This is a genomic window from Diaphorobacter sp. LI3 (assembly GCF_022807955.1).
Lineage (GTDB): Bacteria > Pseudomonadota > Gammaproteobacteria > Burkholderiales > Burkholderiaceae_C > Diaphorobacter > Diaphorobacter nitroreducens.
Map to the genome: position 1 here is coordinate 2,394,590 of NZ_CP094346.1, position 22,099 is coordinate 2,416,688.

Annotated in this window: 23 protein-coding genes; 4 read left to right on the forward strand and 19 right to left on the reverse strand. The window is 61.8% G+C overall.

Annotation, left to right across the window (positions count from 1 at the left end; genetic code table 11):
- Position 1 precedes the first annotated feature (1 nt).
- The 6 genes from eda to MRB47_RS11130 all read right to left on the reverse strand — a co-directional run bounded on the left by eda (position 2) and on the right by MRB47_RS11130 (position 5,996).
- A complete protein-coding gene (eda, locus tag MRB47_RS11105) occupies positions 2-649 on the reverse strand; it encodes a bifunctional 4-hydroxy-2-oxoglutarate aldolase/2-dehydro-3-deoxy-phosphogluconate aldolase (RefSeq protein ID WP_252100706.1) in 648 nt (215 codons plus the stop codon).
- Positions 640-2,457: a phosphogluconate dehydratase gene (edd, locus tag MRB47_RS11110; protein ID WP_252100707.1), complete on the reverse strand. Its 1,818-nt coding sequence runs from the start codon at positions 2,455-2,457 to the stop codon at positions 640-642. The genes eda and edd overlap by 10 nt, the downstream gene beginning before the upstream one ends.
- 158 nt (positions 2,458-2,615) lie before the next feature.
- Positions 2,616-3,626: a TRAP transporter substrate-binding protein gene (locus MRB47_RS11115; RefSeq protein WP_047351486.1), complete on the reverse strand. Its 1,011-nt coding sequence runs from the start codon at positions 3,624-3,626 to the stop codon at positions 2,616-2,618.
- Between the two features lie 44 nt (positions 3,627-3,670).
- A complete protein-coding gene (locus MRB47_RS11120) occupies positions 3,671-4,951 on the reverse strand; it encodes a TRAP transporter large permease (RefSeq protein ID WP_252100708.1) in 1,281 nt (426 codons plus the stop codon).
- Positions 4,952-4,959: 8 nt separating this feature from the next.
- The gene (locus MRB47_RS11125; protein ID WP_252100709.1) at positions 4,960-5,481 is read right to left on the reverse strand and encodes a TRAP transporter small permease; all 522 of its coding nucleotides are present in this window, start codon (positions 5,479-5,481) and stop codon (positions 4,960-4,962) included.
- On the reverse strand, positions 5,478-5,996 hold the full coding sequence (locus tag MRB47_RS11130) for a gluconokinase (protein ID WP_252102619.1): 519 nt from the start codon (positions 5,994-5,996) through the stop codon (positions 5,478-5,480). The genes MRB47_RS11125 and MRB47_RS11130 overlap by 4 nt, the downstream gene beginning before the upstream one ends.
- A 245-nt stretch (positions 5,997-6,241) precedes the next feature.
- On the opposite strand from MRB47_RS11130, the gene MRB47_RS11135 reads away from it, so the two are divergent.
- Complete coding sequence (locus tag MRB47_RS11135) at positions 6,242-7,267, forward strand: LacI family DNA-binding transcriptional regulator (protein WP_252100710.1); 1,026 nt, start codon at positions 6,242-6,244, stop codon at positions 7,265-7,267.
- Positions 7,264-7,458 (forward strand): hypothetical protein, encoded by a 195-nt coding sequence (locus MRB47_RS11140; protein WP_252100711.1) that lies wholly within the window; start codon positions 7,264-7,266, stop codon positions 7,456-7,458. The genes MRB47_RS11135 and MRB47_RS11140 overlap by 4 nt, the downstream gene beginning before the upstream one ends.
- Here the strand turns inward: MRB47_RS11140 and MRB47_RS11145 are convergent.
- Positions 7,428-8,504, reverse strand: coding sequence for a DNA-binding protein (locus tag MRB47_RS11145; protein ID WP_252100712.1), 1,077 nt, complete (start codon positions 8,502-8,504; stop codon positions 7,428-7,430). The genes MRB47_RS11140 and MRB47_RS11145 overlap by 31 nt on opposite strands.
- Before the next feature lie 447 nt (positions 8,505-8,951).
- Between MRB47_RS11145 and MRB47_RS11150 the strand changes: the two genes are divergently transcribed.
- Together MRB47_RS11150 and MRB47_RS11155 are read left to right on the forward strand one after the other, a co-directional pair.
- Complete coding sequence (locus MRB47_RS11150; RefSeq protein ID WP_252100713.1) at positions 8,952-9,962, forward strand: site-specific integrase; 1,011 nt, start codon at positions 8,952-8,954, stop codon at positions 9,960-9,962.
- The gene (locus MRB47_RS11155) at positions 9,962-10,507 is read left to right on the forward strand and encodes an HNH endonuclease (RefSeq protein ID WP_252100714.1); all 546 of its coding nucleotides are present in this window, start codon (positions 9,962-9,964) and stop codon (positions 10,505-10,507) included. The genes MRB47_RS11150 and MRB47_RS11155 overlap by 1 nt, the downstream gene beginning before the upstream one ends.
- An 80-nt stretch (positions 10,508-10,587) precedes the next feature.
- Here the strand turns inward: MRB47_RS11155 and MRB47_RS11160 are convergent, their stop codons facing one another.
- From MRB47_RS11160 to MRB47_RS11215, 12 genes are all read right to left on the reverse strand, one after another.
- Positions 10,588-13,080, reverse strand: a complete 2,493-nt coding sequence (locus tag MRB47_RS11160) for a cation-translocating P-type ATPase (protein ID WP_252100715.1) — start codon at positions 13,078-13,080, stop codon at positions 10,588-10,590.
- Between the two features lie 39 nt (positions 13,081-13,119).
- Positions 13,120-13,650, reverse strand: a complete 531-nt coding sequence (locus MRB47_RS11165; RefSeq protein ID WP_252100716.1) for a DUF4337 domain-containing protein — start codon at positions 13,648-13,650, stop codon at positions 13,120-13,122.
- 33 nt (positions 13,651-13,683) lie between these two features.
- Positions 13,684-14,556: a hypothetical protein gene (locus MRB47_RS11170; protein ID WP_252102659.1), complete on the reverse strand. Its 873-nt coding sequence runs from the start codon at positions 14,554-14,556 to the stop codon at positions 13,684-13,686.
- Entirely contained in the window at positions 14,522-15,439 is a 918-nt protein-coding gene (locus MRB47_RS11175) for a cation diffusion facilitator family transporter (RefSeq protein ID WP_252100717.1), read from the reverse strand. The genes MRB47_RS11170 and MRB47_RS11175 overlap by 35 nt, the downstream gene beginning before the upstream one ends.
- A gap of 163 nt (positions 15,440-15,602) precedes the next feature.
- Complete coding sequence (locus MRB47_RS11180) at positions 15,603-16,346, reverse strand: cytochrome c3 family protein (protein WP_252100718.1); 744 nt, start codon at positions 16,344-16,346, stop codon at positions 15,603-15,605.
- Positions 16,343-16,921: a hypothetical protein gene (locus MRB47_RS11185; protein WP_252100719.1), complete on the reverse strand. Its 579-nt coding sequence runs from the start codon at positions 16,919-16,921 to the stop codon at positions 16,343-16,345. Before MRB47_RS11185 ends, MRB47_RS11180 begins: the two co-directional genes overlap by 4 nt.
- Positions 16,922-18,193 carry a 2Fe-2S iron-sulfur cluster-binding protein gene (locus MRB47_RS11190; protein WP_252100720.1) on the reverse strand — a complete coding sequence of 424 codons (1,272 nt, stop codon included), beginning with the start codon at positions 18,191-18,193 and terminating at the stop codon, positions 16,922-16,924.
- A gap of 106 nt (positions 18,194-18,299) precedes the next feature.
- The gene (locus MRB47_RS11195; protein ID WP_252100721.1) at positions 18,300-19,016 is read right to left on the reverse strand and encodes an MgtC/SapB family protein; all 717 of its coding nucleotides are present in this window, start codon (positions 19,014-19,016) and stop codon (positions 18,300-18,302) included.
- 31 nt (positions 19,017-19,047) lie between these two features.
- Positions 19,048-19,284 (reverse strand): hypothetical protein, encoded by a 237-nt coding sequence (locus MRB47_RS11200; RefSeq protein ID WP_252100722.1) that lies wholly within the window; start codon positions 19,282-19,284, stop codon positions 19,048-19,050.
- A gap of 47 nt (positions 19,285-19,331) precedes the next feature.
- Positions 19,332-20,582 carry a magnesium transporter MgtE N-terminal domain-containing protein gene (locus MRB47_RS11205; RefSeq protein ID WP_252100723.1) on the reverse strand — a complete coding sequence of 417 codons (1,251 nt, stop codon included), beginning with the start codon at positions 20,580-20,582 and terminating at the stop codon, positions 19,332-19,334.
- 13 nt (positions 20,583-20,595) lie between these two features.
- The gene (locus MRB47_RS11210; protein WP_252100724.1) at positions 20,596-20,769 is read right to left on the reverse strand and encodes a hypothetical protein; all 174 of its coding nucleotides are present in this window, start codon (positions 20,767-20,769) and stop codon (positions 20,596-20,598) included.
- 12 nt (positions 20,770-20,781) lie between these two features.
- Positions 20,782-22,050 (reverse strand): NRAMP family divalent metal transporter, encoded by a 1,269-nt coding sequence (locus MRB47_RS11215; protein ID WP_252100725.1) that lies wholly within the window; start codon positions 22,048-22,050, stop codon positions 20,782-20,784.
- Positions 22,051-22,099: the final 49 nt, after the last annotated feature.

Here is a 22,099-nt window from a genome sequence, read left to right on the forward strand (position 1 = left end):
ATCAAACCCGCTGCAACGCGCTGGCTTCGCGCGCTAGACGGGTGATGCGGGACCAGTCGCCCTGCTCCAGCGCATCCGCGGGCACCAGCCACGACCCGCCCACGCAGGCCACGTTCTTGAGCGTCAGAAACTCCGCCGCATTGCCGGGCTGGATTCCGCCCGTAGGACAGAACGCCACGTCGCCAAACGGCCCCTGCCACGCTTTCAGCATAGCCGTACCGCCCGCCTGCACCGCAGGGAAGAACTTGAGCGCAGAGAAGCCCTCTTCCTGCGCCGTCATGATCTCGCTGCCTGTGGCCACGCCCGGCAGCAGCGGCAAGCCCGCATCGCGGCAGGCGCGGCCTACGGCGGGCGTAAAACCCGGACTGACCGCAAACCGCGCCCCGGCGCGCGCGGCAGCAACCGCATCAGCGCTGGTGCGTACGGTGCCTGCGCCGACCACGGCATCGGGCACTTCCGCGGCGATGGCCCGCATGCATTCGAGGGCTTGCGGCGTGCGCAACGTCACCTCCAGCATGCGGATACCACCGGCGACCAGCGCGCGCGCCATCGGCACGGCATGCCGCACGTCGTGCAGAACGATGACCGGGATCACGGGCGCATCGCGCATCACATCGAGCGCCGTGAGGGTGGGTTGCGTCACAGCCATGTACAGGCCCCCTCTTCCGCGCTGAGCGCATTGCGCCGCATGCCGGCGAACAGTTCGCGCCCCCAACCGCGTGCGTTGTCCTGCAGCAAGCCGGGCGGCACGGCGGCAGGCGTGCGCGCCTGCCATTCGGCCGCATCGACCAGCACATCGAGCGTGCCCGCCACGGCATCCAGCCGGATGACGTCACCGTCGCGCACCAGCGCCAGCGGGCCGCCGGCATGCGCCTCGGGCGATGCGTGGATGGCCGCAGGCACCTTGCCCGAGGCGCCGCTCATGCGGCCGTCGGTGACCAGCGCCACCTTGTAGCCCTTGCCCTGCAGCACGGCCAGCGGCGGGGTGAGCTTGTGCAGTTCTGGCATGCCATTGGCCTGGGGACCCTGCCAGCGCACCACGCAGACCACGTCCCGGTCCAGTTCGCCGGCCTGGAAGGCCTGCTGCAGTTCGCCCTGCGAGGCAAACACGCGTGCAGGCGCCTGCACCACATGCCGGTCGGGCGGCACGGCGGAGACCTTGATCACGCTGCGCCCCAGGTTGCCCGACAGCAGCTTGAGGCCGCCCGTGGCGCTGAAAGGGTCGGCCGCAGGGCGCAGCACGCTGTCATCACGCGAGGCGCCGATGTCGGCCCAGTGCAGTCGCTGATCGGCGGTTCCCTGCGGCTCGCGCGTGTATTCGCGGATACCTCCAGGGCGAACGGTGAGCACGTCCTCATGCATCAGCCCGGCATCGAGCAGCTCGCGGATCACATAGCCGGGGCCGCCGGCGGCCTGGAACTGGTTCACGTCCGCGCTGCCGTTGGGGTACACGCGCGCCAGCAACGGCACGACGGCGGACAGGGCGGAAAAGTCGTCCCAGTCGATCACGAGGCCCGCCGCGCGCGCCACTGCCACCCAGTGGATCAGGTGGTTGGTGGATCCTCCCGTGGCCAGCAGCGTCACCATGGCGTTGACGATAGCGCGCTCGTCTACCACGCGCCCGATAGGTGGGCATGACGCCCCCTTGTCGCCCAGCACCGTGCGTGCGGCCTCGCGCGTGAGTTCCTGGCGCAGCGCCTGGCCCGGGTTCACGAAGGCCGTGCCCGGCACATGCAGGCCCATGGCCTCCAGCATCATCTGGTTGCTGTTGGCCGTGCCGTAGAAGGTGCAGGTGCCCGGCGAGTGGTAAGCGGCCATCTCGGCCTCCAGCAGTTCACCGCGGCCCACCAGACCTTGCGCGGCCTGCTCTCGCACCTTGGCCTTGGCGCTGTTGGACAGGCCCGAAGTCATCGGCCCCGCCGGCACGAACACCGTGGGCAGATGGCCGAACTGCAGCGCACCCACCAGCAGACCAGGCACGATCTTGTCACACACACCGAGCATGAGCGCGCCATCGAACACGTCGTGGCTCAGCGCCACGGCCGTGGCCATGGCGATCACGTCGCGGCTGAACAGGCTCAACTCTATGCCGGGTGTGCCCTGCGTCACGCCATCGCACATGGCGGGTACGCCGCCGGCCACCTGGGCCGTGGCCCCGCGCTTGCGCACCTCGTCCTTGATCAGGTCCGGGTAATGCTGCAGCGGCGCATGGGCCGACAGCATGTCGTTGTACGCCGTGACAATGCCGATGTTGGGTGCCTTCTGGACCACCACACGCAGCTTGTCGTTGCCAGGCATGCCGGCGAAGGCGTGGGCCACATTGGCGCAACCCAGGCGGTCTGCACCGCGGTCGCGGCGCGCCTGGAACTCAAGCTGCTGCAGATAGGCGCCGCGCGTAGGGGCGCTGCGCTGGCGGATGCGCTCGGTGACGGTGTGGACGGTGTCGTGCAGGGGCATGCTGGGTGGCGCGAGGGCGACTGTGGGAAGGTTGCAGAAAACGACTGCGGGCAAGCATTGCCCCCGGAATCCTACGCGCCAGTGGGCGACACAGGTGTAGGCCGAGGGCACATGGCAGGGAACCGAGGGCAGGCGCCGCCGCCTGCCCCACCCTGCGCTTACTTGGCGTTGCGCGCCTGCTGGACGGCGGCGTTCACCTCGTCCCAGGTCTGCTGGCCCACCGACTTGGCGATGCCCGCGTTCACGCTGACCAGCTTTTCGCGCATGCGGTTGGCCTCGGCGGCCGACAGCTCGTTGACCTGCATGCCCTTGCCCTTCAGGTCGGCCAGGGCCTTGGCGGCCTCTTCACGCGTGTCCTTGCGCTCGAAATCACGGCTCTTGATAGCGGCGTCCTGCAGCACCTTCTTCTCGGCGGCGGACAGGCCGTCCCACCATTTCTTGCTCACCGTGACGATCCAGGGGCTGTACACGTGGTTGGTCACCGTGAGGTACTTCTGCACCTCGTAGAACTTGCTGGAGACGATGGTGTTGTAGGGGTTCTCCTGGCCGTCCACGGCGCGCGTTTCCAACGCGGTGAACAGCTCGGAGAACGGCAGCGGCACGGCGTTGGCGCCCAGGGCCTTGAAGCTGTCGAGGAACACGTTGTTCTGCATCACGCGCAGCTTGATATCGTTCAGGTCTTCCAGCTTGGCGACGGGGCGCTTGCTGTTGGTGAGGTTACGGAAACCGTTCTCCCAGTACACCAGGCCCACCATGCCCTTGGCTTCCAGCTTGGCCTTGATCTTGTCGCCCACGGGGCCGTCCAGCACCACATCGGCTTCCTTGGCGTTGCTGAAGAGGAACGGCGTGTCCCACACGGCCATCTCCGGCACCAGGCCCACCAGCGTGGCGGTGGAGCCCACCATCATCTCCTGCGCGCCGCCGATCAGCGCCTGCTGCATCTGCGTGTCGGAGCCCAGCGAGGCGTTACCAATGGCACGCACCTTCATCTTGCCACCGGTGGCCTTTTCCACCTCTTGCGCAAACATGCGGGCCGCGCGGCCCTGGTTGGAGTTGTCCACCAGGCCATAGCCGAAACGCACGATGCGCGGCTTGAAGTCCTGCGCCTGTGCAGCGCCGGTGGCAACGAGTGCGGCCACGAGGCCGGCAAGAGCAAAGCGGATACGCATGGGAAGTCTCCTTTGGACAGTCAGGGTGAAAAGGGATGAAAAGCTCAGTGCATCCAGCGCAGCGGCGCGGTGATGAGGGCCGGGAACAGCGTGAACAGGACCGCCAGCAGCACATACACGGCCAGGAACGGCGTGGTGCCGCGGATCACGGTCTCCATGCGCAGCCGGCCCACGCCCGCCACCACGTTCTGCACCGTGCCCACGGGCGGCGTGATCAGGCCGATGCAGCCCACATAGATGAACATGAAGCCGAAGTACACGGGGTCGATGCCCGCCTTGGCGGCCAGCGGCGCGCAGACGGGGCCGAAGATCAGGATGGTGGGCGTGAGGTCCATGGCCGTGCCCACCACCAACAGGAAGGTCATCATCAGCGCCATGAACAGCACGGGGTTGCCCATCACGCCGGCGAAGCTGTCGGCCAGCATGTTGGGCAGGTCGGCCAGGGTGATCATGTAGGCCGTGACGGTGGCGGCGCCGCACAGGAACATGACCACCGCCGTGGTCTTGCCCGCGGCCAGGAACACGTCGTACAGCTGCGACCAGTTCAGTTCGCGGTACACGAACATGGACACCAGCAGCGCATACACGGCGGCGACCACGGCGGCCTCGGTGGGGGTGAAAATGCCGCCGCGCAGGCCGCCCAGGATGATGACCGGCATCATCATGGCCCAGAAGCTCTTCGCCAGCGCCTTCATGCGCGGGCCCCACGCCACACGCTCCATCGAGGGCAGGTCGTGGCGGCGCGCAATCCAGGCCCAGGCGCCAATCAGGAAGATGCCCATCATCAGGCCCGGTGCCACGCCCGAGAGGAACAGCTTGCTGATCGAGGTATTCGTCGTCACCCCGTAGATCACGAACGGCATGGACGGCGGGATGATCGGCGCGATGATGCCGCCAGACGCCAGCAGGCCCGCGCTGTAGCTCATCGGGTATTTCTGCTCGCGCATCATCGGCAGCAGGATGGTGGCCAGCGCCGCCGTGTCGGCAATGGCCGAGCCGCTCATGGACGCCAACAGCACGGCCGCGCCAATCACCACGAAGCCCAGCCCGCCACGGATATACCCCACGAAGGCGCGCGCCAGGTCGATGATGCGCCGCGACAGGCCGCCCGCGTTCATCAGCTCGCCCGCCAGGATGAAGAACGGCACGGCCAGCAGCGGAAAGTTGTCAAAGCCGGCCTGCAGGTTTTGCGCCAGCAGCTGCGAATCGAAGAAGTCCAGGTGCCACATCAGGGCCACACCCGTCAGCACCAGGGCGTGGGCGATGGGCATGCCGATCACCATGCCGCCGATGAGCACCAGAAGAAAGATGGCGGTAACGATCATGGTGCGCCCTACTCCACCGACGTTTCCGCGTCGCTGCCATGCGGCAGTGGCTCGCCGCGGCGCAGATCCACCACCACGCCCACCAGCAGGCCCACGGCCAGTACCAGCGTCGCCGCGGCGCCCAGCGCCAGCGGATAACCCAGCACGGTGCTGTAGCTGTCCATGCCGGCGATCACCTGCTCCCACGAACCCTTGAGCAGCAGCAGCATGCCGCCCGCCACCAGAGCCTGGCTGGCCCAGAACAGCAGCTTGCGCGAGCGGCCCTTCAGGCGCGAAGTGAGCATGTCGAAACCCAGGTGCTTGCCCTCAAAGGCCGCGACGATGGTGCCCACCGCCACCAGCCACACAAACAGCAGGCGCGAGATCTCCTCGTACGAGACGATGCTCGTGGAGAACACGTAGCGCAATACCACGTTGACGAACACGGCCAAGACCATGCCGGCCAGTGCGAGCACCATGAAATGCTCGGCCAGGCGCTGCACCAGGGGCTTGCGCGGCCGTTCCTGCGGGGAAGGGGAAGAAGCGCTCATGCACTGTCTCCGGAAGACGACGAAAGGGAAGCAGCTGCGTTGCCTCGCAGCCATTGGACGACGGACCGGGCCAGCTCGTCCACGGGGCGTGTGGCATCCAGCGTCAACACGCGCGGCTCGCCCTCGGGCGACTCCAGCGTGGCGAACTGATCGGCCACCAGAGCGGGCGAAAAGAAATGCCCCGCGCGCGTCTGCACGCGCTGCAATGCCTGCTCATAGTCCAGCGCCAGAAACACGAATCCCACGCGCGGGTTGCCCTCACGCAGGCGATCGCGGTATTTGCGGCGCAGCGCCGAGCAGGTCAGCACTACGCCCGCCGAGCCGGAGGGCGCCGCCAGCAATGCGGCCAACCGCTCCAGCCAGCCCGCGCGGTCGGCATCGGTCAAGGGCACGCCGGCGCGCATTTTGGCAATGCTCTCGGGAGCATGGTGGGCATCGCCTTCATGCAGCACCCAGCCCAGCGCTTTTGCGCAGGCCTCGCCCACGCTGGACTTGCCGCAGCCGGAAACGCCCATCACCACGATGGCATCGATGTCACAGGTCAAGATAGCGCTATCTCTAAAGATTCAAAAAAACGGCTGCATCCCAGGACGCAAGCCGTTCACCCGAAGTTCACGGCTTCACGCCGCGGCTTCTCATGGAGAAATTTCGCTGCATCGCATGGGGAGAAGCTACTCCCTCCCCACAAACCCGCGAAAACCCCATGAAAGATAGCGCTATCTTAAGGGACAATTTTGGCCAGAATTCCTAGGAATAACCCTTGACCGCCAACCGACGACCGCGCCGCTCCAGCGGCCGCATCACCCTGAATGACGTGGCAGGCGCCGCTGGCGTGAGTCCCATCACCGCGTCGCGTGCCCTGCGCGGCGAACGCACCGTGGATCCTGCATTGGCCGAACGCGTACGCGAGGCGGCCGATCGGCTGGGCTACGTGCCCGACCCGGCCGCGCGCGCGCTGGCGTCGCAGCGCAGCACGCAAGTGCTGGTGCTGGTGCCGCTGCTGTCCAACGCGCTGTTCGTGGATTTGCTGGAGGCGGTGCACCGCACGCTGTTCCCCGAGGGCTTTCAGCCGCTCATCGGCGTGACCCACTACGACAGCGCCGAGGAAGAGTTGCTGCTGCGCACCTACCTGCCCCACCGCCCCGCCGGCCTGCTGGTAACGGGGTTCGACCGCAGCGAGGCCGCACGCCAGCTCATCGTGCACAGCGGCGTGCCGTGCGTGCACCTCATGGAGACCAGCGCCGCGCCTGGTGTGGCCTGCGTGGGCTTTTCGCAGCAGGACGCGGGCGCCACCATCACGCGCCACCTGCTGGAACGCGGGCGTAAGCGCATCGCCTTTTGCGCCGCGCAACTGGACCCGCGCGTGCTGCAGCGCGCCGAAGGGTACCGGCGCACCCTGCGCGAAGCGGGCCTGTACGACCCGCGCCTGGAGTTGCTAAGCCCCGAGCGCTCTTCCATCGCCCTGGGCGCTCGGCTGTTCGAGGACCTGGTGCAACGCATGCCCGACGTGGACGCCATTTTCTTTTGCAACGACGACATTGCCCAGGGCGGGCTGCTGGCGGCCAACCGCATGCGCATCGACGTGCCGGGGCGCATCGCCGTCGCGGGATTCAACGACTTGGCCGGCAGCGCGCAGATGGTGCCGCCGCTGACCACCATCCGCACCCCGCGCAGCGAAGTCGGCCGCGCCGGCGCCGACATGCTGCTGGGCCTGATGCGCGGCACGCTGGCCCAGCCGCAGTGCGTGCAGTTGGACTACGAACTGATCGTGCGCGAGAGTACGTGAACAAGGATGCAGCGCAGTGCGCTACAGCTTTGGTAGCTTTTCGCGCTTGCAAATCAAGCACTCAAGGCAAAAAAGTACCTGAATCCTTCTTCAAACAAGCGCGACCAGCTATTGAATATGAGGGTTGGCCGGGAATCATGAAAAATTCCCCGAAAATCGCCTACTCTTCTGAATTAAAAAGCGAATCTTGATTGTCAACGTCATTTTTCTTGGCGTTGGTGCTCTTCGCCTGTGGCGACTGTAATGTCGCGAGCTTTTCAAAGATTTTCTCGTGGCTAGCGGCAACGGCTTTTGCCGCCATCAGTTCGGCTTCCAGTCGCTGCCCCGTTTCCATAGTCTCCCGTAGCTTGCAAAGGTTCGTTTGGTTTTCCTTGTCCAGATTGGACACTCGCCCCTTGGCTTGCGCCAACTGATCCGACAGCTGTTGGATTTGCACCTCGGCAACGGCCAACTGCTCTTTGACCGAGCGCAATGATCGTACTTCGCCATCGTGTCGATGAAGTTCACTGTGCGCATGGGTGAGTTCGCTTGATAGACGGGCATTGTCCTCATGACTGCGGATGAGTTCTTGCTGTTTCGCGTTTGCCGTTTCCTTGGCATTCCGCAACTCCCCCTGCAAAAACTGGATCTGTTGTTCGAACTGGCGCTGATCCTGCTCTCGTTGTTCCTTCGCGGCGGTCCGGAAATGCTCCAGTGCCTCGCGGGCGTGTTGGTGCTTTTCCTCCAGCGACACACGGTGCGCTTCTTCCTTTGCCAGTTGCCCTTCCATGTCCTGGATGCGCTGAGTCATTTGCGCCCGGGCGACTCTCTCTTCCTGAAGCGTACTCAGGATTTCGGTGTGGGCTGCTTTCTCTGCACCCAACTCCAGGGCCTGGCGTTCAGACTGGCTACGAAAGGATTCCACTTCATTACGTAATGCGGCGATGGTGTCGTGTAGCGCCGAGATTTCTGCCTTGTGCTTATCAGTCAGTGCCGCCAAACGCTGATCTGCTTCTTCGTGTAGGCGTTCTGCGAGCCTGGCAGCCAGATCCTGGATGGCTTCGCTGACAGCGACTTGGGAGCCAGTATTCCCACCTTCCTCTTCCTCGATCTCTTTCAGATAGCGGTGGATCGTCCCTTTCGAACCTGTATCGCCCAACTCACTGCGAATAGCATCGATCGATGGATAGCGCCCCATCGACAACAGGTTGTTTCGTGCTCTGACGACTTCTGACTTGTAGATTCCTGCTCTGGCCATGGCATCCTCGAATTTCGTACCGTATTACGTAATACGATATTACACACCAGGTAGACAAATTTCAATCTCGAAAACACTGTGATTCTAAGACACGATAATGGTTGATTATTGAATGTAACATATCGGAACCAGGTCAATTAGTCGGTGCTTGGCGTACTTCATCCATTCCAGCCACTTGAAATTGACCATACGGCCTACATGCGCGAAAAACAGGCGCGCCGCTGCTAACTCCGGCGTTAGTTGAGTGCACCGCCTTGCCGTCGGTGCCCAGTAAACGCGTGGCTGGCGGGGCCGAATGTTGCATTCGACACTGCACTGCTGCAACATTGTTTGCAACATCCATCCGGTGCTCTGGATGACGGAGCCCGCTTCAATGCGCTAGATGCTGGACCGGCTTGGCGTTAACATAATGGTCACCGCTTTCCGAGGTCATCTGATCGCCGATTTATGAGCCAGGTTGATACCTACCTCAAAGCTGCCGAGCGGGACACCACGCGGCGCAGCTATGCCTCGGCATTGCGCCATTTTGAAGTGGAATGGAAGGGTTTCCTGCCGGCAACGCAGGAAATGGTTGCCCGCTATTTAGCCGACTACGCTGCGTCCCTTTCCATGAATACGCTCCAGCATCGTCTAGCCGCCCTGTCCCGCTGGCATACGACCCACGGATTTCCAGACCCGACCAAGGCGACGAGGGTACGGCAAGTGATGAAGGGGATCCGAACCCTGCATCCTGCCCAGGAAAAGCGAGCAAAGCCGCTGCAACTAGACGTCCTGCAGCGGGTCGATGCGTGGCTTCAAAAGGCTGCCGAGGCCGAGCAAGCGCGAGGTGACCATGCCGTGGCACTGCGCCACGTCCGTGATCGCGCACTCGTATTGCTCGGCTTCTGGCGCGGCTTCCGATCTGACGAACTGGTGCGCCTGCGTATCGAGCATGTCGACATCGCCCGGGGTGAAGGCCTCACGTGCTTCATTCCGCGGAGTAAAGGCGACCGTAATGCAGAAGGACGGACGTTTCGTTGCCCGGCGCTATCCCGCATGTGCCCGGTGTCGGCGTATGAATCCTGGTTGGCCGCATCCGGTCTGACGGAGGGGCCGGTGTTCCGGGCGATTGACCGCTGGGGCCGGATTGCGCCGGAAGGCTTGGTGGCAGCTAGCATCATCCCCTTGTTGCGGCGCATCTTCGCGGCTACCGGCCTCGCGGATGTCGCGGAGTACAGCAGCCATTCGCTGCGCCGAGGCTTTGCCGGTTGGGCGAATGCGAATGGCTGGGATATCAAGGAACTGATGGAGTACGTGGGTTGGCGCGACCTCCAGTCGGCCATTCGTTATCTCGATGTGAGCCCCGAAGGGCTCAGGGAGCGCTTTGAACGCGGACTTCCCGACGCGATAGAGAAAGCCCCAGAGGAACCGGTCGCCGGCAAGCCGCAATTTAAACTCATTCGTTTTCCGAGCAAATGATGGCCGCGGTCAGCGATTCCCTGGCCAAGATGCTTGCCGACGAAGCGGCGAAGGAACGCAAACTCGAAGTCATATTCGGTGTCTGGTGGCGTCACTACGCGGTTCCCTACGAATTCCCGGCGACGCTTTATGTCGAGCGATCGACCTGCCCATACTGTGGTGGACCGCTCGGCATGCTGGCGCTCCTTGTGTCAGAGCCCACCACGGAGTTCCAATCCGCACATCTGGATCACATGGATCCGCTCTCGCACGGTGGCGAGGATTCCATTCGGAACACCGTGTATGTCTGCCGCGACTGTAACCTCGCCAAGAGCCGGCGACTATTCATCGACTGGCTGGAAAAGCTCGATCCCACCAATCGGGAGTGCGCCCGCCAGGTCTACGAGGTCAAGCACCGGCATACGCCAGAGGTATTTCAGCCCGGCGCCAAGCACCCGCGGCTCAGGTTGCCGCGGCATGAACTCTCGTTCGATGAAAGCGTCCTGCGCAAACTGTTTCCAAAGCCGATCGTGTCTGGGCCGCCGGAGCGAAAAAGAGATAATTGATGTTCGGACTGCATGATGCATGCTCAGAAAGAACAAATCGGGATGTCTGAACTTGAAGCGGTAGTACCGGCCGACGCACCTTAACCTGGAGGGATATGACGTTTGGCAACCTCGTAGAGCTTGAGCAGGGTTGCTCCGAGAATGATCGGCATAATCCATGAAGTAAGCGTCGGCGGTTCAAACGCAAAAAACTCACCGATTGCCTGGACTCCCGTGATCATTGTTACTCCAACCAGAGTGCCGGCTATCACCCAGGCTCCGACAGGAGAAATCCCGGACAACAGCCCGGCCAGACTCGAAGTACGTGATCGGCAAGACAGGATGAGCATCGTGTTGGCAACAACAAGCGTGACAAACGCAACAGCCCGTGCTTCATTCAATGGCACTCCGGCAGCAAGTTGCCAAGTATAGATTCCTGTAACTGCAATCGTCGTCAGCAGGCCCTGGATCACGCTCAACAACAAGTGCTTTGTCCCCACGAGGCGCTCCTGTGGCGAACGCGGCGGTTGGTTCATCAGATTCTCGCGTCCTTCTTCGGCCTCGAACACGATGGAACATGCGGGGTCGATCACCAGTTCGAGAAAGGCAATATGAATGGGTGCCAGCACCAGTGGCAACCCAAACAGCAGAGGCAAAATCGACAGCCCGATGATTGGTACGTGGACAGCCAAGGTATAAATCAATGCCTGACGAAGATTCGCGAAGATTCGACGCCCGAGTCGAATGGCGGAGACGATCGCCCCGAAGTCGTCCTCCAGCAGCACCAGCGACGCCGCCTCCCGCGCAACGTCCGTGCCACGTTTGCCCATGGCGATGCCGATATGGGCCGCCTTGAGGGCCGGAGCATCGTTTACGCCGTCTCCCGTCATGGCCACCACTTCCCCATGGGCCTTGAGCGCTTCGACGATCGCCAGCTTCTGATGGGGGGTGACCCGGGCGAAGACGCAGACGTGACGAATCCGCTCGGCCAGGCTTGCGGCATCCATGATTTCAAGCTCTGCACCGGTGATCACATTCGTGTTGTCGAGCCCCGCCTCGGCGGCAATCGCACGGGCCGTGCGCGGATGATCACCCGTGATCATCACCACCCGGATTCCGGCGCGGCGGCACTCCGCGATCGCCTCGGGAACCTCGGCACGCAATGGGTCGGCGAAACCAATCAGTCCGACGAACTCAAAGTCGAAGTCGTGCTGGATTTCCGGCCATTCGACGCTGGCGTTATGCATGGCTTTGGCGACCGCCAGAACGCGCATACCCGAATCGGCCATGTATTCCACTTGCCGCAACACGTCTGTTCGTTCGCTTTCCGATAGATGGCACAAGTCGGCAATCGCCTCCGGCGCGCCCTTCGCCGCAACCACGTCATTGCGACCGGAGTTGTTGCGCCACAGGTGCGACATCGCCAATAAGTCGGCGGAGAGTTCATACTCCCGCGCCAAATTCCAATCGGGATGCAAATGTTCCGTCTCGGCCAGATAGTCGCGTGCAAACCGATGGAACGCCTGCTCCATGGGGTCGTGCGGCTCGGTTTCGCTGGCCAGGACGGCATATTCGAGCAGTTCGTGGAATGGTTCCGGGAAGTCTCCGTTGCCCAGCGCGCGGGTGTCCAGGATCTGTTCGCCGACACACAGGGCGGCAATGCTCATCCGGTTCTGCGTCAGCGTCCCGGTCTTGTCCACGCACAACACGGTCGCCTCGCCCAGCGTCTCGATCGCGTTCAGGCGCCGCGTCAGGACGCGGTGCCGGGCGATACGGCGCGCACCCAAGGCCAGGAACACGATCATGATGACCGGAAACTCCTGGGGCAGGATACCCATGGCCAGCGTGATTCCGGCCAGCAGTCCGTCGAGCCAGCCGCCGCGCAAGGCCCAATAGAGAGACGCCAGCAGAAGGCAGAGAACGATCCCTATGCCCGCGAGTCGCTTGGTCAGCAAGCCGATCTCGTCGCGCAAGGGCGAGTTTTCCACGCTAATGCCCTGTAGGGACTTGCCGATTCGCCCCAGTTCGGTTCTGTAGCCGGTCGCGGTGACCCGTACCAGCCCCTGGCCGCGAACCACCAAGGTTCCGGCAAAGACCTGCGCGCCATCCGGAAACTTGGCTACCGCCTCTGATTCCCCGGTGAGCATGGATTCATCGGCGGACAGTTCGTGAGCCTGAAGAACGGCGCCATCCGCCGGTATGCGATCGCCTTCGGACAGAATCAGGATATCGTCACGGACGACTTCGCGGCCGGCGATGCGGGTAGCGGCGCCATCCCGGATCACCAGCGCCCGTGGGCTGGAAAGGTCGCGCAGGGCTTCCAGCGCCGTTTCCGTGCGGCGCTCCTGCAGGATGGTGACAACCATGATGATGACCACGAAGCCAAGCAGGATCAACGCCTCGTGGGTATCGCCCATTACCAGATAGATGGCTCCCGCGCCAAGCAGGAGCAGGAACATGGGCTCCCGTACGACTTCGCCGGCAATACCGATCAGCGTGCGGCGCTGATCGGTGCCGAGTTCGTTCGGTCCGTCCTCAATCAAACGCCGGGCGGCAACCGAACTGGGCAATCCTTCCGGAAGACTATCGTTCATTTGTTCGCCAAGTCGGACAGGTCGGACGGCTCGTCACCGTCACATGAAGGCGAAGAACCCATCAGCAAAAAAGACCAGCCCGATTACCCCGACCGGCAACGCCGTCCACCAGATCTTCTTAACCTTCATCAATCCCGCGATGGAGTTAAGCAGTATGGCAACCTGAAGAAACATCACGGCCAGACCGAATGGCCGGTTGTGGCGCTTCGCCTCATCACGCTGGTCCTCCAATTCCCTCACCTTGGCCTCGATGCCCTTCTTTTCCTGCTCATAGCGAGCGACCTGCGCGTGGTATTCGTCGATCTTCTTGGCAAACGCCTCTGCGGCTGGGCTATTGGCCGTCAATGTCATTGCCTGTAGCCGCAGCAACTCGGCCTGCAACTCGTGCAGATGCTGTTTGGTGCTCTTCGCCTGGTAGTACGCCCATTGGTCAGAGGCTAGGGTCTGGTTGATGACGCTCTGGGTGGAATAGGAACTTCCCTTGAACGTGGAGAGCGTTGCGCAGACGGCGAGGATGACTGTCGCCAGCGCCATGTGGTTAAGCCAGGGTTCCTTGGGTTCGTCAGCCATGATCTTTCGATTCTTGAAGGGGCTAAGCCAGGTTTAAGGGCGCCGCGCAGTGAGAGTGTCGTCACAACTTTCAGGCAAGTCGTTGAGGCCCTGCTGTTCAAGGGAGAACGATACGAATGTCCTACCACTCTCATCCCTCAGCCATCGAATGATATACACGCTGTCGAAATCCGCTTCCTCCCATCGTGGCACAAGGCCTGGGTCGCCGCCAAGGCGCGTCATGAGAAGTCTGGTCAGGGACTCGGCCCAGTGGTGTTCCCAGGCGACGAGGTGAATGCCCGAAGGACCGGAGAGAATCCTGTCGGCCAACGGCTCGATCTCTGTCATTCCGCCGGCCACCTGAACCGGGATACCTACCCGGATTGCGAGAGGCTCAATCGTCGCCAACGGCCGCACGTAGGCATAGGGAATACCGCTGTCCGTCTTCAGGACGGCGGGATTGGGCGCATAGACCGCTTGTGGCTTGCCGTACCGCGACAGGATCACTGCGGGCAAGGCCAGAGCGCGATTCAAGCCCCGGCAGTTGAGTTGCCCCAGTCCGTCAACCGGCTTTTCTCCGTGCCGGATAATCAACACGGTGGTATCCGACTCTGCCTGCGCGGAGAAACCTGCCAGCACGAACAGCAGACCAACCACCACGTGAATTGCCAAGGCGCTCTTCGCTTGCATCAAGCTCAGCCAGGGCGGCACGTTTACCTTCGCACAATGGATTGGCAGATGTATTCGCCTCATGGTCGATTCCTTGATTTCTCTTTCCGGGCTCGGAGCCAGAACACCAAGACCGACAGCACAAATAGCACTCCAAGCATTGCGAGAATGAATGGGTGTTCGATGGCCTTCTGGATGACGTGATTCATCGTTCGCCACCGCGTTACGGGTTGCCCTGTGGCGATTCGACAGGATCAAGGTGCGTCATGACGTTGAGGACCGGGAACGCAGCCATGATCCGATTCCTGGCCGCGACGGCAATGTCGTGGCCTTCGCGGACACTGATGTTGCCGTCGACCTCCAGATGCACATCCAGCACGATGAAGTCGCCCATCTTCCGAGTTTTCAGGTCGTGGACGCCAACGACGCCTGGTGTTTCGCGCAGCGTCGTTTGAATGGCCTCGATATGCTCGTCGCCCGCCGCGCGATCCATCAGGTCGTGCAGCGCGTCCCAAGTGAATTTCCAGCCCATCTTGGCCACCATCAATCCTACGATCAGGGCGGCGACCGGGTCAAGCAGAGGGAAACCCAGGAGACTCCCGCCGATGCCCACGGCGACCACCAGGGACGATGCCGCGTCGGAACGGGCGTGCCAGGCGTTGGCGACCAGCATGGTCGACCGCAACCGCTCGGCCACGGCCAGCATGTAACGGAACAGGCCCTCCTTCACCACGAGGGCAGCAAGTGCTACCCAGAGCGCGAGTTTCTGTACCGGGACGACATTGTCAGGATTTCCGAGTTTTGCGATTGCCGACCAGAGCATGCCGATGCCGACCGCAAGCAGCAATCCGCCGAGAACTAAAGACGCCGCCGTCTCATAGCGGTGATGCCCGTAGTGGTGGTCTTCATCGGGCGCCTTGCGGCTATGCCGGACGGCGAGCAACACCACGAAGTCGGCGACAAGATCGGAAAGCGAATGAATGCCGTCGGCAATCAATCCCTGGGAGCCCGACACAATGCCGGCCACCACTTGCGAGATGGTCAGGCCAATGTTGACGACGACGCTGACCCAGGTGCTTCGCTGGGTATCCGCCGCTCGCGTGGCGACATCATCGTCTTCGGGCAATTCGGCTGGGCTCATCGGGTTTCCTGTGGCTGGCTTAATGGAGTCACTTTACAAGAGAAGGCCCCTCGAGGCCGGGGAAGCCAGGAGGGGCCGATGAGGTGACTCCCATCACAGAGTCGACTATTAGATTACGGACCATTTCTTAGCACTTGCTTAACGTGCCCCAACCGGGCTGACGTCAATCATCATCCCTGCCGTGACCTCGTGATTCGCCTGTGCGCTCGCCACCACCACGGCCCTCATGTTCATTACTGCTGCGATGGCACTCGACACAATCCTTGAAGTCGCGGATGCCCTCCTCGATATGCTCGCGCCGGATCTTCTCGGGCGTATGTTCATGGCAGCCGTAGCAGGTGTAGCGCGAATAGTCGTTGCCGACGTGGCAGGTGACGCACTTGGCGTTGTGGTCGCGGTCGAGGACGAAATACTTGTCGTGATCGAAGGTGGCCGGCGTCCAGCGTTCCTGGCTGTGGCACTGGCTGCAGTTGCCGCCGATCTGGCGGTGCAGCGGGTCGGCCGGCGCCTTGTGGCAGCCCTGGCATTCCTTTCGCGCCTCGGCCTGGAGCAGCGCATGGTCGAATCGCCCGGTCTGGCGAAAGCGCTTCACGCCGGCATGGTCGCTGTGGCAGGCGACGCAATCCTGCCGCACCAGCTTCTGGTGAAACGGAACGGCCGTCAGCGGCTTGGTCACAGGGAGTCCCTTGGTGGTGAGGCGACCAATGTCCGCCGGCTTGTGGCAAGTTGTGCAACGCTCTGACGATGCACCTGTGAAGGGCGCGTGGCAGGCAAAGCAGTCGGTGTCGATGGCGCGGTGGCCGGGAATCAGCTTGCCCGGCCCGACCATCAGGTGCGGGTAGACGAAGGCCAGCAACGCCAGGATGGCGAGGTTGATGGCGAGGACGATCTTCAGTCCCGACTTCATGACCAACTCCAGAACAGGAAGATGCTGGCGATGTGGCCGAGGGCGAGTACCGCGAAGACGACGAAGATCGGGATATGCACGCGGCGCCACTGGTTCATAGCGTCAAGCGTCACGGCGTCCCAGAACACCGCCTTTTCAACCTCGGACTTCGACAGGCCACGCAACTGGAAATGTTCGCGCTGGCCCTGCACATGGCGGCGCGACTGGTCGAGCAACAGTTTGCCAACCATGCCGCTGATGACGTTGATACCCATCGCCACCGTCGCCAGCCAGGGCAGGATGGCATTGAAGTGGATGCCGGCGTGGATCAGCACCATCAGCGAACCGAGCCAGGTACCGAACTCGTGCAGGGTGAGCAGTGATTTCGGGTTGCCGGCAGTGATGAACTTGCGCTTGCGCAGCGAGTAGATCAGCGAGCCGATGATCAGGATTGTGCCGGGGATGCCGAGGTAGCGGCCAACCCAGACGAGGTTCAGCCGGTGCAGCAGGTAGTCGCCGGCCAGCGTACAGGCGGCGAGCAGGCCGACCAGGAAGGTGAAGGGCAGGATGTGGTTGCGCCAGAGGGAGTCTGCCATCTATGCCTCCAGGGTGACGCTGGTCTTGGGCGAGCACACGCACATGAGGCAGGTGCCCGGTTCCGGATCGTAGTCCGGCGACTGGTGATAGGCCACCTCGCCGCTGCGGATGGCGGTCTGGCAGGTGCCGCATCCGCCGGCGCGGCAGCCGGAGGCAACGGAAATGCCGTTGGCCTCGGCGAATTCCAGCAGACTGTCAGCATCCGGCCGCCAGGCGAACTGCTTGCCCGAGCGGCTGAAGGTAACGGTGATGTCGCTGGTCTCTGCCGACACCTTCACCTGCGCGGCAGGCGCATTGCGCCGCTTGATCGAAGCGGGGCCAAAGGCTTCGAAATGGATGTGGGAGTCGGCAACACCCCAATCCTCGAGCGCCGGCACGAGGATTGCCATCATCGGTGTCGGGCCGCACAGGTAGTAGTGGTAGGGCTTGAGCGGCAACTGCATGCGCAGTTGGGCGACATCGACGCGGCCGGCAAGGCGGCTGGACTCGCCGGTCAGGTCGCCCGGCAACGGATCGCTAAAACAGATGCGCAGGCGGAACTCGGGGTGGCCGGCGGCCTGGGCCTCAAGTTGCGGCAGCATGACCAGTTCCCGGCTGTTGCGTACGCCGTAGAACAGCCAGACTTCCCGGCCGGGCTGCTCGGCGAGGCACCAGTTCAGCATGCTGAGCATCGGCGTGATGCCAATGCCGCCGGCAATCAGAACAACCGGGGAATTGCTCCGGTCGATGTGGAAATGGCCTGCGGGAGCGCGCACCTGAAGCACATCGCCGACGGCAACCTGATCATGCAGGAAGTTGGAGGAACGTCCCGGTGGGACATTCAGGCCCGACGGGGCTGGTACGCGCTTGACGGAGATGCGGTAATGGTCTGGCGACGGAGCGTCGGAGAGCGAATAGCAGCGGATGACTCGCTCGTTTCCACCGCTGGGTGCTGGCACGTCCAGGCTGAAAGTCAGGAACTGGCCGGGGAGGAACGCCGGTAACGGCTGCAGGTCTTCCGGCACAAGGTAGAAGGAGCAGACGGACGCGTTGGCGTCCTCCATCACCTTGCGGTCGACCCTGAAGCGGCGCAGACCTGCCCATCCGGGCGCCGGCTGTGGTTCGACATCCACGGGCGCCACTGACTCCGGCGCGGTGATTGCCATGTCCGCCGCCTGCGCCTGCAGCGCTTGGTAGCCCTGCCAATGCCGCCAGAAGACGATACTCAGATAAATCGCCACCTGTAGGGTGATTCCGAGGACGATCCAGAGAAGCAGTGATAACGAGGTCATCAATAATTGCTCTTACCCAAGCTTGGAACTTTGGGAGCCTGATTTGCCAAGTGAACAGGATAGCAATCTGCGCTTAACGCCGGATTAACGATGCAGATAACGGTACTCATTCCGTTGTACTTGGGCTCCAGAATGCCTGGCTGATGCATTCCAAGCTGGAAAGCTTCTGGATAACCGATTCCAGTCGATCTCCATCTACGGCAGTAGCTGCAAGCACGGCCTCGATCTCGACCGCTTCGTCGCCAAAGGCATGGATCACCATGTCGCGGGTCGGATATTCCGCTGCCTCCAGCGCCGCCTCGAGTTCGTGCAATGCTTCCTTTTGCCGTGCCACAGGCGCGATGACATACACGGTATTGGTTACCTCGACCGCCTGAGTATCCAGCGGCTGACGATTGATCCGGTCGACGACGGGACGAAGAAGGGTATTGGCCGCCAGCACGAATACCGAAGCCGCGATGGCCTCGAGAATCAAGTCGGCGCCGGCGCAAGCTCCAACCGCCGCTGATCCCCACAGGGTGGCCGCCGTATTGATCCCGCGCACGTTGCCTTCCTCGCGCATGATTACGCCAGCGCCAAGAAAGCCGATGCCTGAAACAACGTAGGCCAAGACATGAGTCGCACCGGCAGTTCCGCCGAGCCGATTGGCCATATCGACGAAGATTGCAGCGCCGACGGCCACAAGGACGTTGGTCCTCAAGCCTGCTGTCCGCTGGCGGTATTGCCGCTCCAGTCCGATGATGCCGCCAAGAACGAAAGCCGCAAAAAGGCTGACTGCCGTATCGGCCAGCGATGCCAGATCGATGTTCTGGATCATTTGCATGATACGAGCCCCGTCAACGCCACATCCGACATCATCGTTTCTGATCGACCTGATCGCTGCCCACAGCCCTGAGCTTCAGCGCAATGACTTCATCCAAGTACGATGAAAGTCGCTGCCGGAAGTGGCTTGGGATGTCTTCTACGCGGTCGATGTAATGGACCTCTTCACGTCGAGCGCCCTCATGATCCCCGGCGTTCAAGCAGGCCAGCGCCTTGACTTTATGGCCTGCCGCCAATGAGGCCAGTTTGTAGGCTTTTCCCAACTTCATCGGCGAAACCCCTTCCGGTCGGTAGTCCAGTTACCTGCATCGAACACTTAACCCAGCCTCGGCTTGATGCCCCTGATATCGCGGAACGATACGACGCTGATTAGCTTCTCGTTCGCATCGGTGATGGGAATCGCCCGGAAGCTGTAACGTTCGAACATCTCAACCGCATCGCGCAGGGTGTCATCGGGTCTCAACGTGACCACGTTATCCGTCATGATTTCCGCCAAGGTCTGATCGTCCTCCGCCATAATCAGTTCGCGGACATCGGTCACTCCGAGCAGTGTGTCGTCAGCGTCGACGACATAAACGTACATGATGACTTCCTTGTCCCGAGCGATCTTGCGGTAATCGTCAATGACAGTGCCGGCCAGGGTAATCGGCGGTAGTTTGATGAAGTCATTCGTTGCATAGAGCAGAATGTTCTCGTCGTGCTGGTCGATGATGCGCTGGATACGCGGGGCATCCGCCGGATCGAGCAGTTTGATGAGTTCGTCGGCCTCGTTGCCAGGGAGAGCGGCCAATAGGTCGGCAGCCTGAGGGGGGCTCATTTCGTCGATCAATTGAGCGGCATGCTCGGGTTCCATCGCGCTGATTAGTTCCCGTTGTACGCGTGGCTCGATTTCCTCAAGCGTGTCCGAGGCCAACTCCGGCCTCAACTCATTGAATACCGCAAGCCGCTGATCGTTATCCAGTTCTTCCAGGATGTCCGCCAGATCGACTGGATGGATGTCGTGGATGTTCTCCTTGAGCACATTGAGCTTGACATGCCCCTTGAACATGCCGATCTTTTCCGGCAGCGGCTGGACGTACAGCCAGGACACCGTGGCACTTTCCTCATTGTTTTCGGCGAAGAACTTGGCGATCTTCTTCAGCCCCATGCGGCGCAGCAACCGGTTGCGGCTGAAATCGACCTCGCTGGCATAAAGCTTGTCGTTCTGCAAAGCTAGCTTGACGTCGTAGACTACCTCCACCTCGTGGTCGTCCATATCGAGGATCTTCTTGTCGAGAATATGTCCCTTGAGCAGGATCGCCCCTTCGGGAACAGGTGCCTCGTAGGCGGCGAGATCGTCGATATCCGCGACGATCTCGGTGTTGGAGATCAGGCTGATCTTGTCCCACGGCAGCAGCAGCGACGGATAGCCGAACGAGCGACCGACGACCAGGTGGCTGACCTCGGGCAGTTTCCCCGTTTCGACGATCACGAAGTCTTCGAGTTTGCCCACGCGCTCGGTTTTGAGATAAACCTTGCGCCCGACGATTTCGCTGAGAAAGAAGTCTTTTTCCAGTACGGCGACCATATTGATTTCCTCTTCAGTTCAGCAGCGTGACGAACTTGTAGATCATTAAGCCAACCAAAAACAGTAGGTAAATCCGCAGAGCGATCAGCGAAATCCGTACCCCTGTCGACATCTCGATGTGCGGTTGGCTGTAGCGCTGGTTGATTTCCCGAATCTTCTGGCGGAATTGAGTGATGGTGGTGAGCATGGACGTCTCCGCTTACTTGAACAGATCCGGGAACATCACGCTGATCCCGTAGAGCGACGAGAGGATGACGATCGCCAATACGATGGTGCCGCCGATGACGTTCTCCCAGACGGTGTTGCAGTATTGCCCCATGTGCTTCTTGTCGTTGAGCAGCAGGATCAGGAACACCAGCGCAGCCGGCAGCAGCGTCACGGCGATCACCTGCACGAATAGCGTGATCAGCACCAGCGGCGCACCGGGGATGAGCACAACGATGCTGGCGGTAATCAGGGTGAAGAAGTAACTGGCGTAGAACCAGGGCGCTTCCTTGATCTTGGTATTGAGCGAGTGCGCCCAGCCGAATATCTCGCCGAAGGCCCAGGAACTGGCCAGCGAGATGCAGATGGCGCCCAAGAGGCCGGCATCGAACAGGCCGATGGCGAGGAAGGTGCCGACCCAGTGGTTGGTCTGCATCAGTTGCTCGGCGGCTTGCGAGGCACTGTCGATCTCGACGCCCTTCAGCACCGTGCCGGTGACGACGACGATGAAGATGGCAACGACCACGGTCAGAGTCGCCCCCAGCAGGGTGTCGAACTTGCCCCATGGGATGTCCTTCTCCTGGAGCCCCTTGTCAACCACCGAGCTTTGCTGGAAGAACAGCATCCACGGCGCGATGGTGGTGCCGATGTTGGCCATCAGGAAGAAGAACAGTTCGCCATTGAAGCCGCCCGGGAAATTCGGCACCAGACCGTCCTTGAGGATGTCCGAAACCGACGGCTGCACCATGAATGCGCCCGGAATGTAGATCAGGTTCAGGGCGCAAAACGCCATGGCGATCTTTTCCCAGGTCCAATAGCGCCCGTTCATGACGATCATGCCCATCAGCGCCACGACACCGACGACGGTCAGCCACGGTGGGATGCCGAATATCTTGAGCGCTGCAGCCATGCCGATAAACTCGGTGACCAGTGTCAGCCAGTCGACGATCATCAGATCGATAAGCGAGAACCAGCCCCAGAAGGCGCCAAAGCCATCGAAGATCGCCTCGGCGTGGCCGCGCTTGGTGACGGCCCCCAGACGCACGGTCATCTCCTGCACGTAGTAGGCGACTGGGATCAGGATCAGCAGGAACCAGATCAGGTTGTAGCCGTACTTGGCGCCGGTGGCGGCGTAGGTGGTGATGCCGCCAGCATCGTTGTCGGCGATCATGACCACAAGGCCCGGTCCGGCGATGACCAGATAGAGTTGGATAGCCTTGGTCCATTTGCGCAGGCGGTAATAGAGTTTGGCGAGGAAATTCATGCGAATCTAATCCTCCATAATTCCTTCGATATTCTGAATTTTGTTGCCA

What these genes read in the sequence shown, in the direction of transcription:
- eda (WP_252100706.1), bottom strand. Translation starts at nt 649, where the DNA reads ATGGCTGTGACGCAACCCACCCTCACGGCGCTCGATGTGATGCGCGAT.
- edd (WP_252100707.1), bottom strand. Translation starts at nt 2,457, where the DNA reads ATGCCCCTGCACGACACCGTCCACACCGTCACCGAGCGCATCCGCCAG.
- MRB47_RS11115 (WP_047351486.1), bottom strand. Translation starts at nt 3,626, where the DNA reads ATGCGTATCCGCTTTGCTCTTGCCGGCCTCGTGGCCGCACTCGTTGCC.
- MRB47_RS11120 (WP_252100708.1), bottom strand. Translation starts at nt 4,951, where the DNA reads ATGATCGTTACCGCCATCTTTCTTCTGGTGCTCATCGGCGGCATGGTG.
- MRB47_RS11125 (WP_252100709.1), bottom strand. Translation starts at nt 5,481, where the DNA reads ATGAGCGCTTCTTCCCCTTCCCCGCAGGAACGGCCGCGCAAGCCCCTG.
- MRB47_RS11130 (WP_252102619.1), bottom strand. Translation starts at nt 5,996, where the DNA reads ATGGGCGTTTCCGGCTGCGGCAAGTCCAGCGTGGGCGAGGCCTGCGCA.
- MRB47_RS11145 (WP_252100712.1), bottom strand. Translation starts at nt 8,504, where the DNA reads ATGGCCAGAGCAGGAATCTACAAGTCAGAAGTCGTCAGAGCACGAAAC.
- MRB47_RS11150 (WP_252100713.1), top strand. Translation starts at nt 8,952, where the DNA reads ATGAGCCAGGTTGATACCTACCTCAAAGCTGCCGAGCGGGACACCACG.
- MRB47_RS11155 (WP_252100714.1), top strand. Translation starts at nt 9,962, where the DNA reads ATGGCCGCGGTCAGCGATTCCCTGGCCAAGATGCTTGCCGACGAAGCG.
- MRB47_RS11160 (WP_252100715.1), bottom strand. Translation starts at nt 13,080, where the DNA reads ATGAACGATAGTCTTCCGGAAGGATTGCCCAGTTCGGTTGCCGCCCGG.
- MRB47_RS11165 (WP_252100716.1), bottom strand. Translation starts at nt 13,650, where the DNA reads ATGGCTGACGAACCCAAGGAACCCTGGCTTAACCACATGGCGCTGGCG.
- MRB47_RS11175 (WP_252100717.1), bottom strand. Translation starts at nt 15,439, where the DNA reads ATGAGCCCAGCCGAATTGCCCGAAGACGATGATGTCGCCACGCGAGCG.
- MRB47_RS11180 (WP_252100718.1), bottom strand. Translation starts at nt 16,346, where the DNA reads ATGAAGTCGGGACTGAAGATCGTCCTCGCCATCAACCTCGCCATCCTG.
- MRB47_RS11185 (WP_252100719.1), bottom strand. Translation starts at nt 16,921, where the DNA reads ATGGCAGACTCCCTCTGGCGCAACCACATCCTGCCCTTCACCTTCCTG.
- MRB47_RS11190 (WP_252100720.1), bottom strand. Translation starts at nt 18,193, where the DNA reads ATGACCTCGTTATCACTGCTTCTCTGGATCGTCCTCGGAATCACCCTA.
- MRB47_RS11195 (WP_252100721.1), bottom strand. Translation starts at nt 19,016, where the DNA reads ATGCAAATGATCCAGAACATCGATCTGGCATCGCTGGCCGATACGGCA.
- MRB47_RS11200 (WP_252100722.1), bottom strand. Translation starts at nt 19,284, where the DNA reads ATGAAGTTGGGAAAAGCCTACAAACTGGCCTCATTGGCGGCAGGCCAT.
- MRB47_RS11205 (WP_252100723.1), bottom strand. Translation starts at nt 20,582, where the DNA reads ATGGTCGCCGTACTGGAAAAAGACTTCTTTCTCAGCGAAATCGTCGGG.
- MRB47_RS11210 (WP_252100724.1), bottom strand. Translation starts at nt 20,769, where the DNA reads ATGCTCACCACCATCACTCAATTCCGCCAGAAGATTCGGGAAATCAAC.
- MRB47_RS11215 (WP_252100725.1), bottom strand. Translation starts at nt 22,050, where the DNA reads ATGAATTTCCTCGCCAAACTCTATTACCGCCTGCGCAAATGGACCAAG.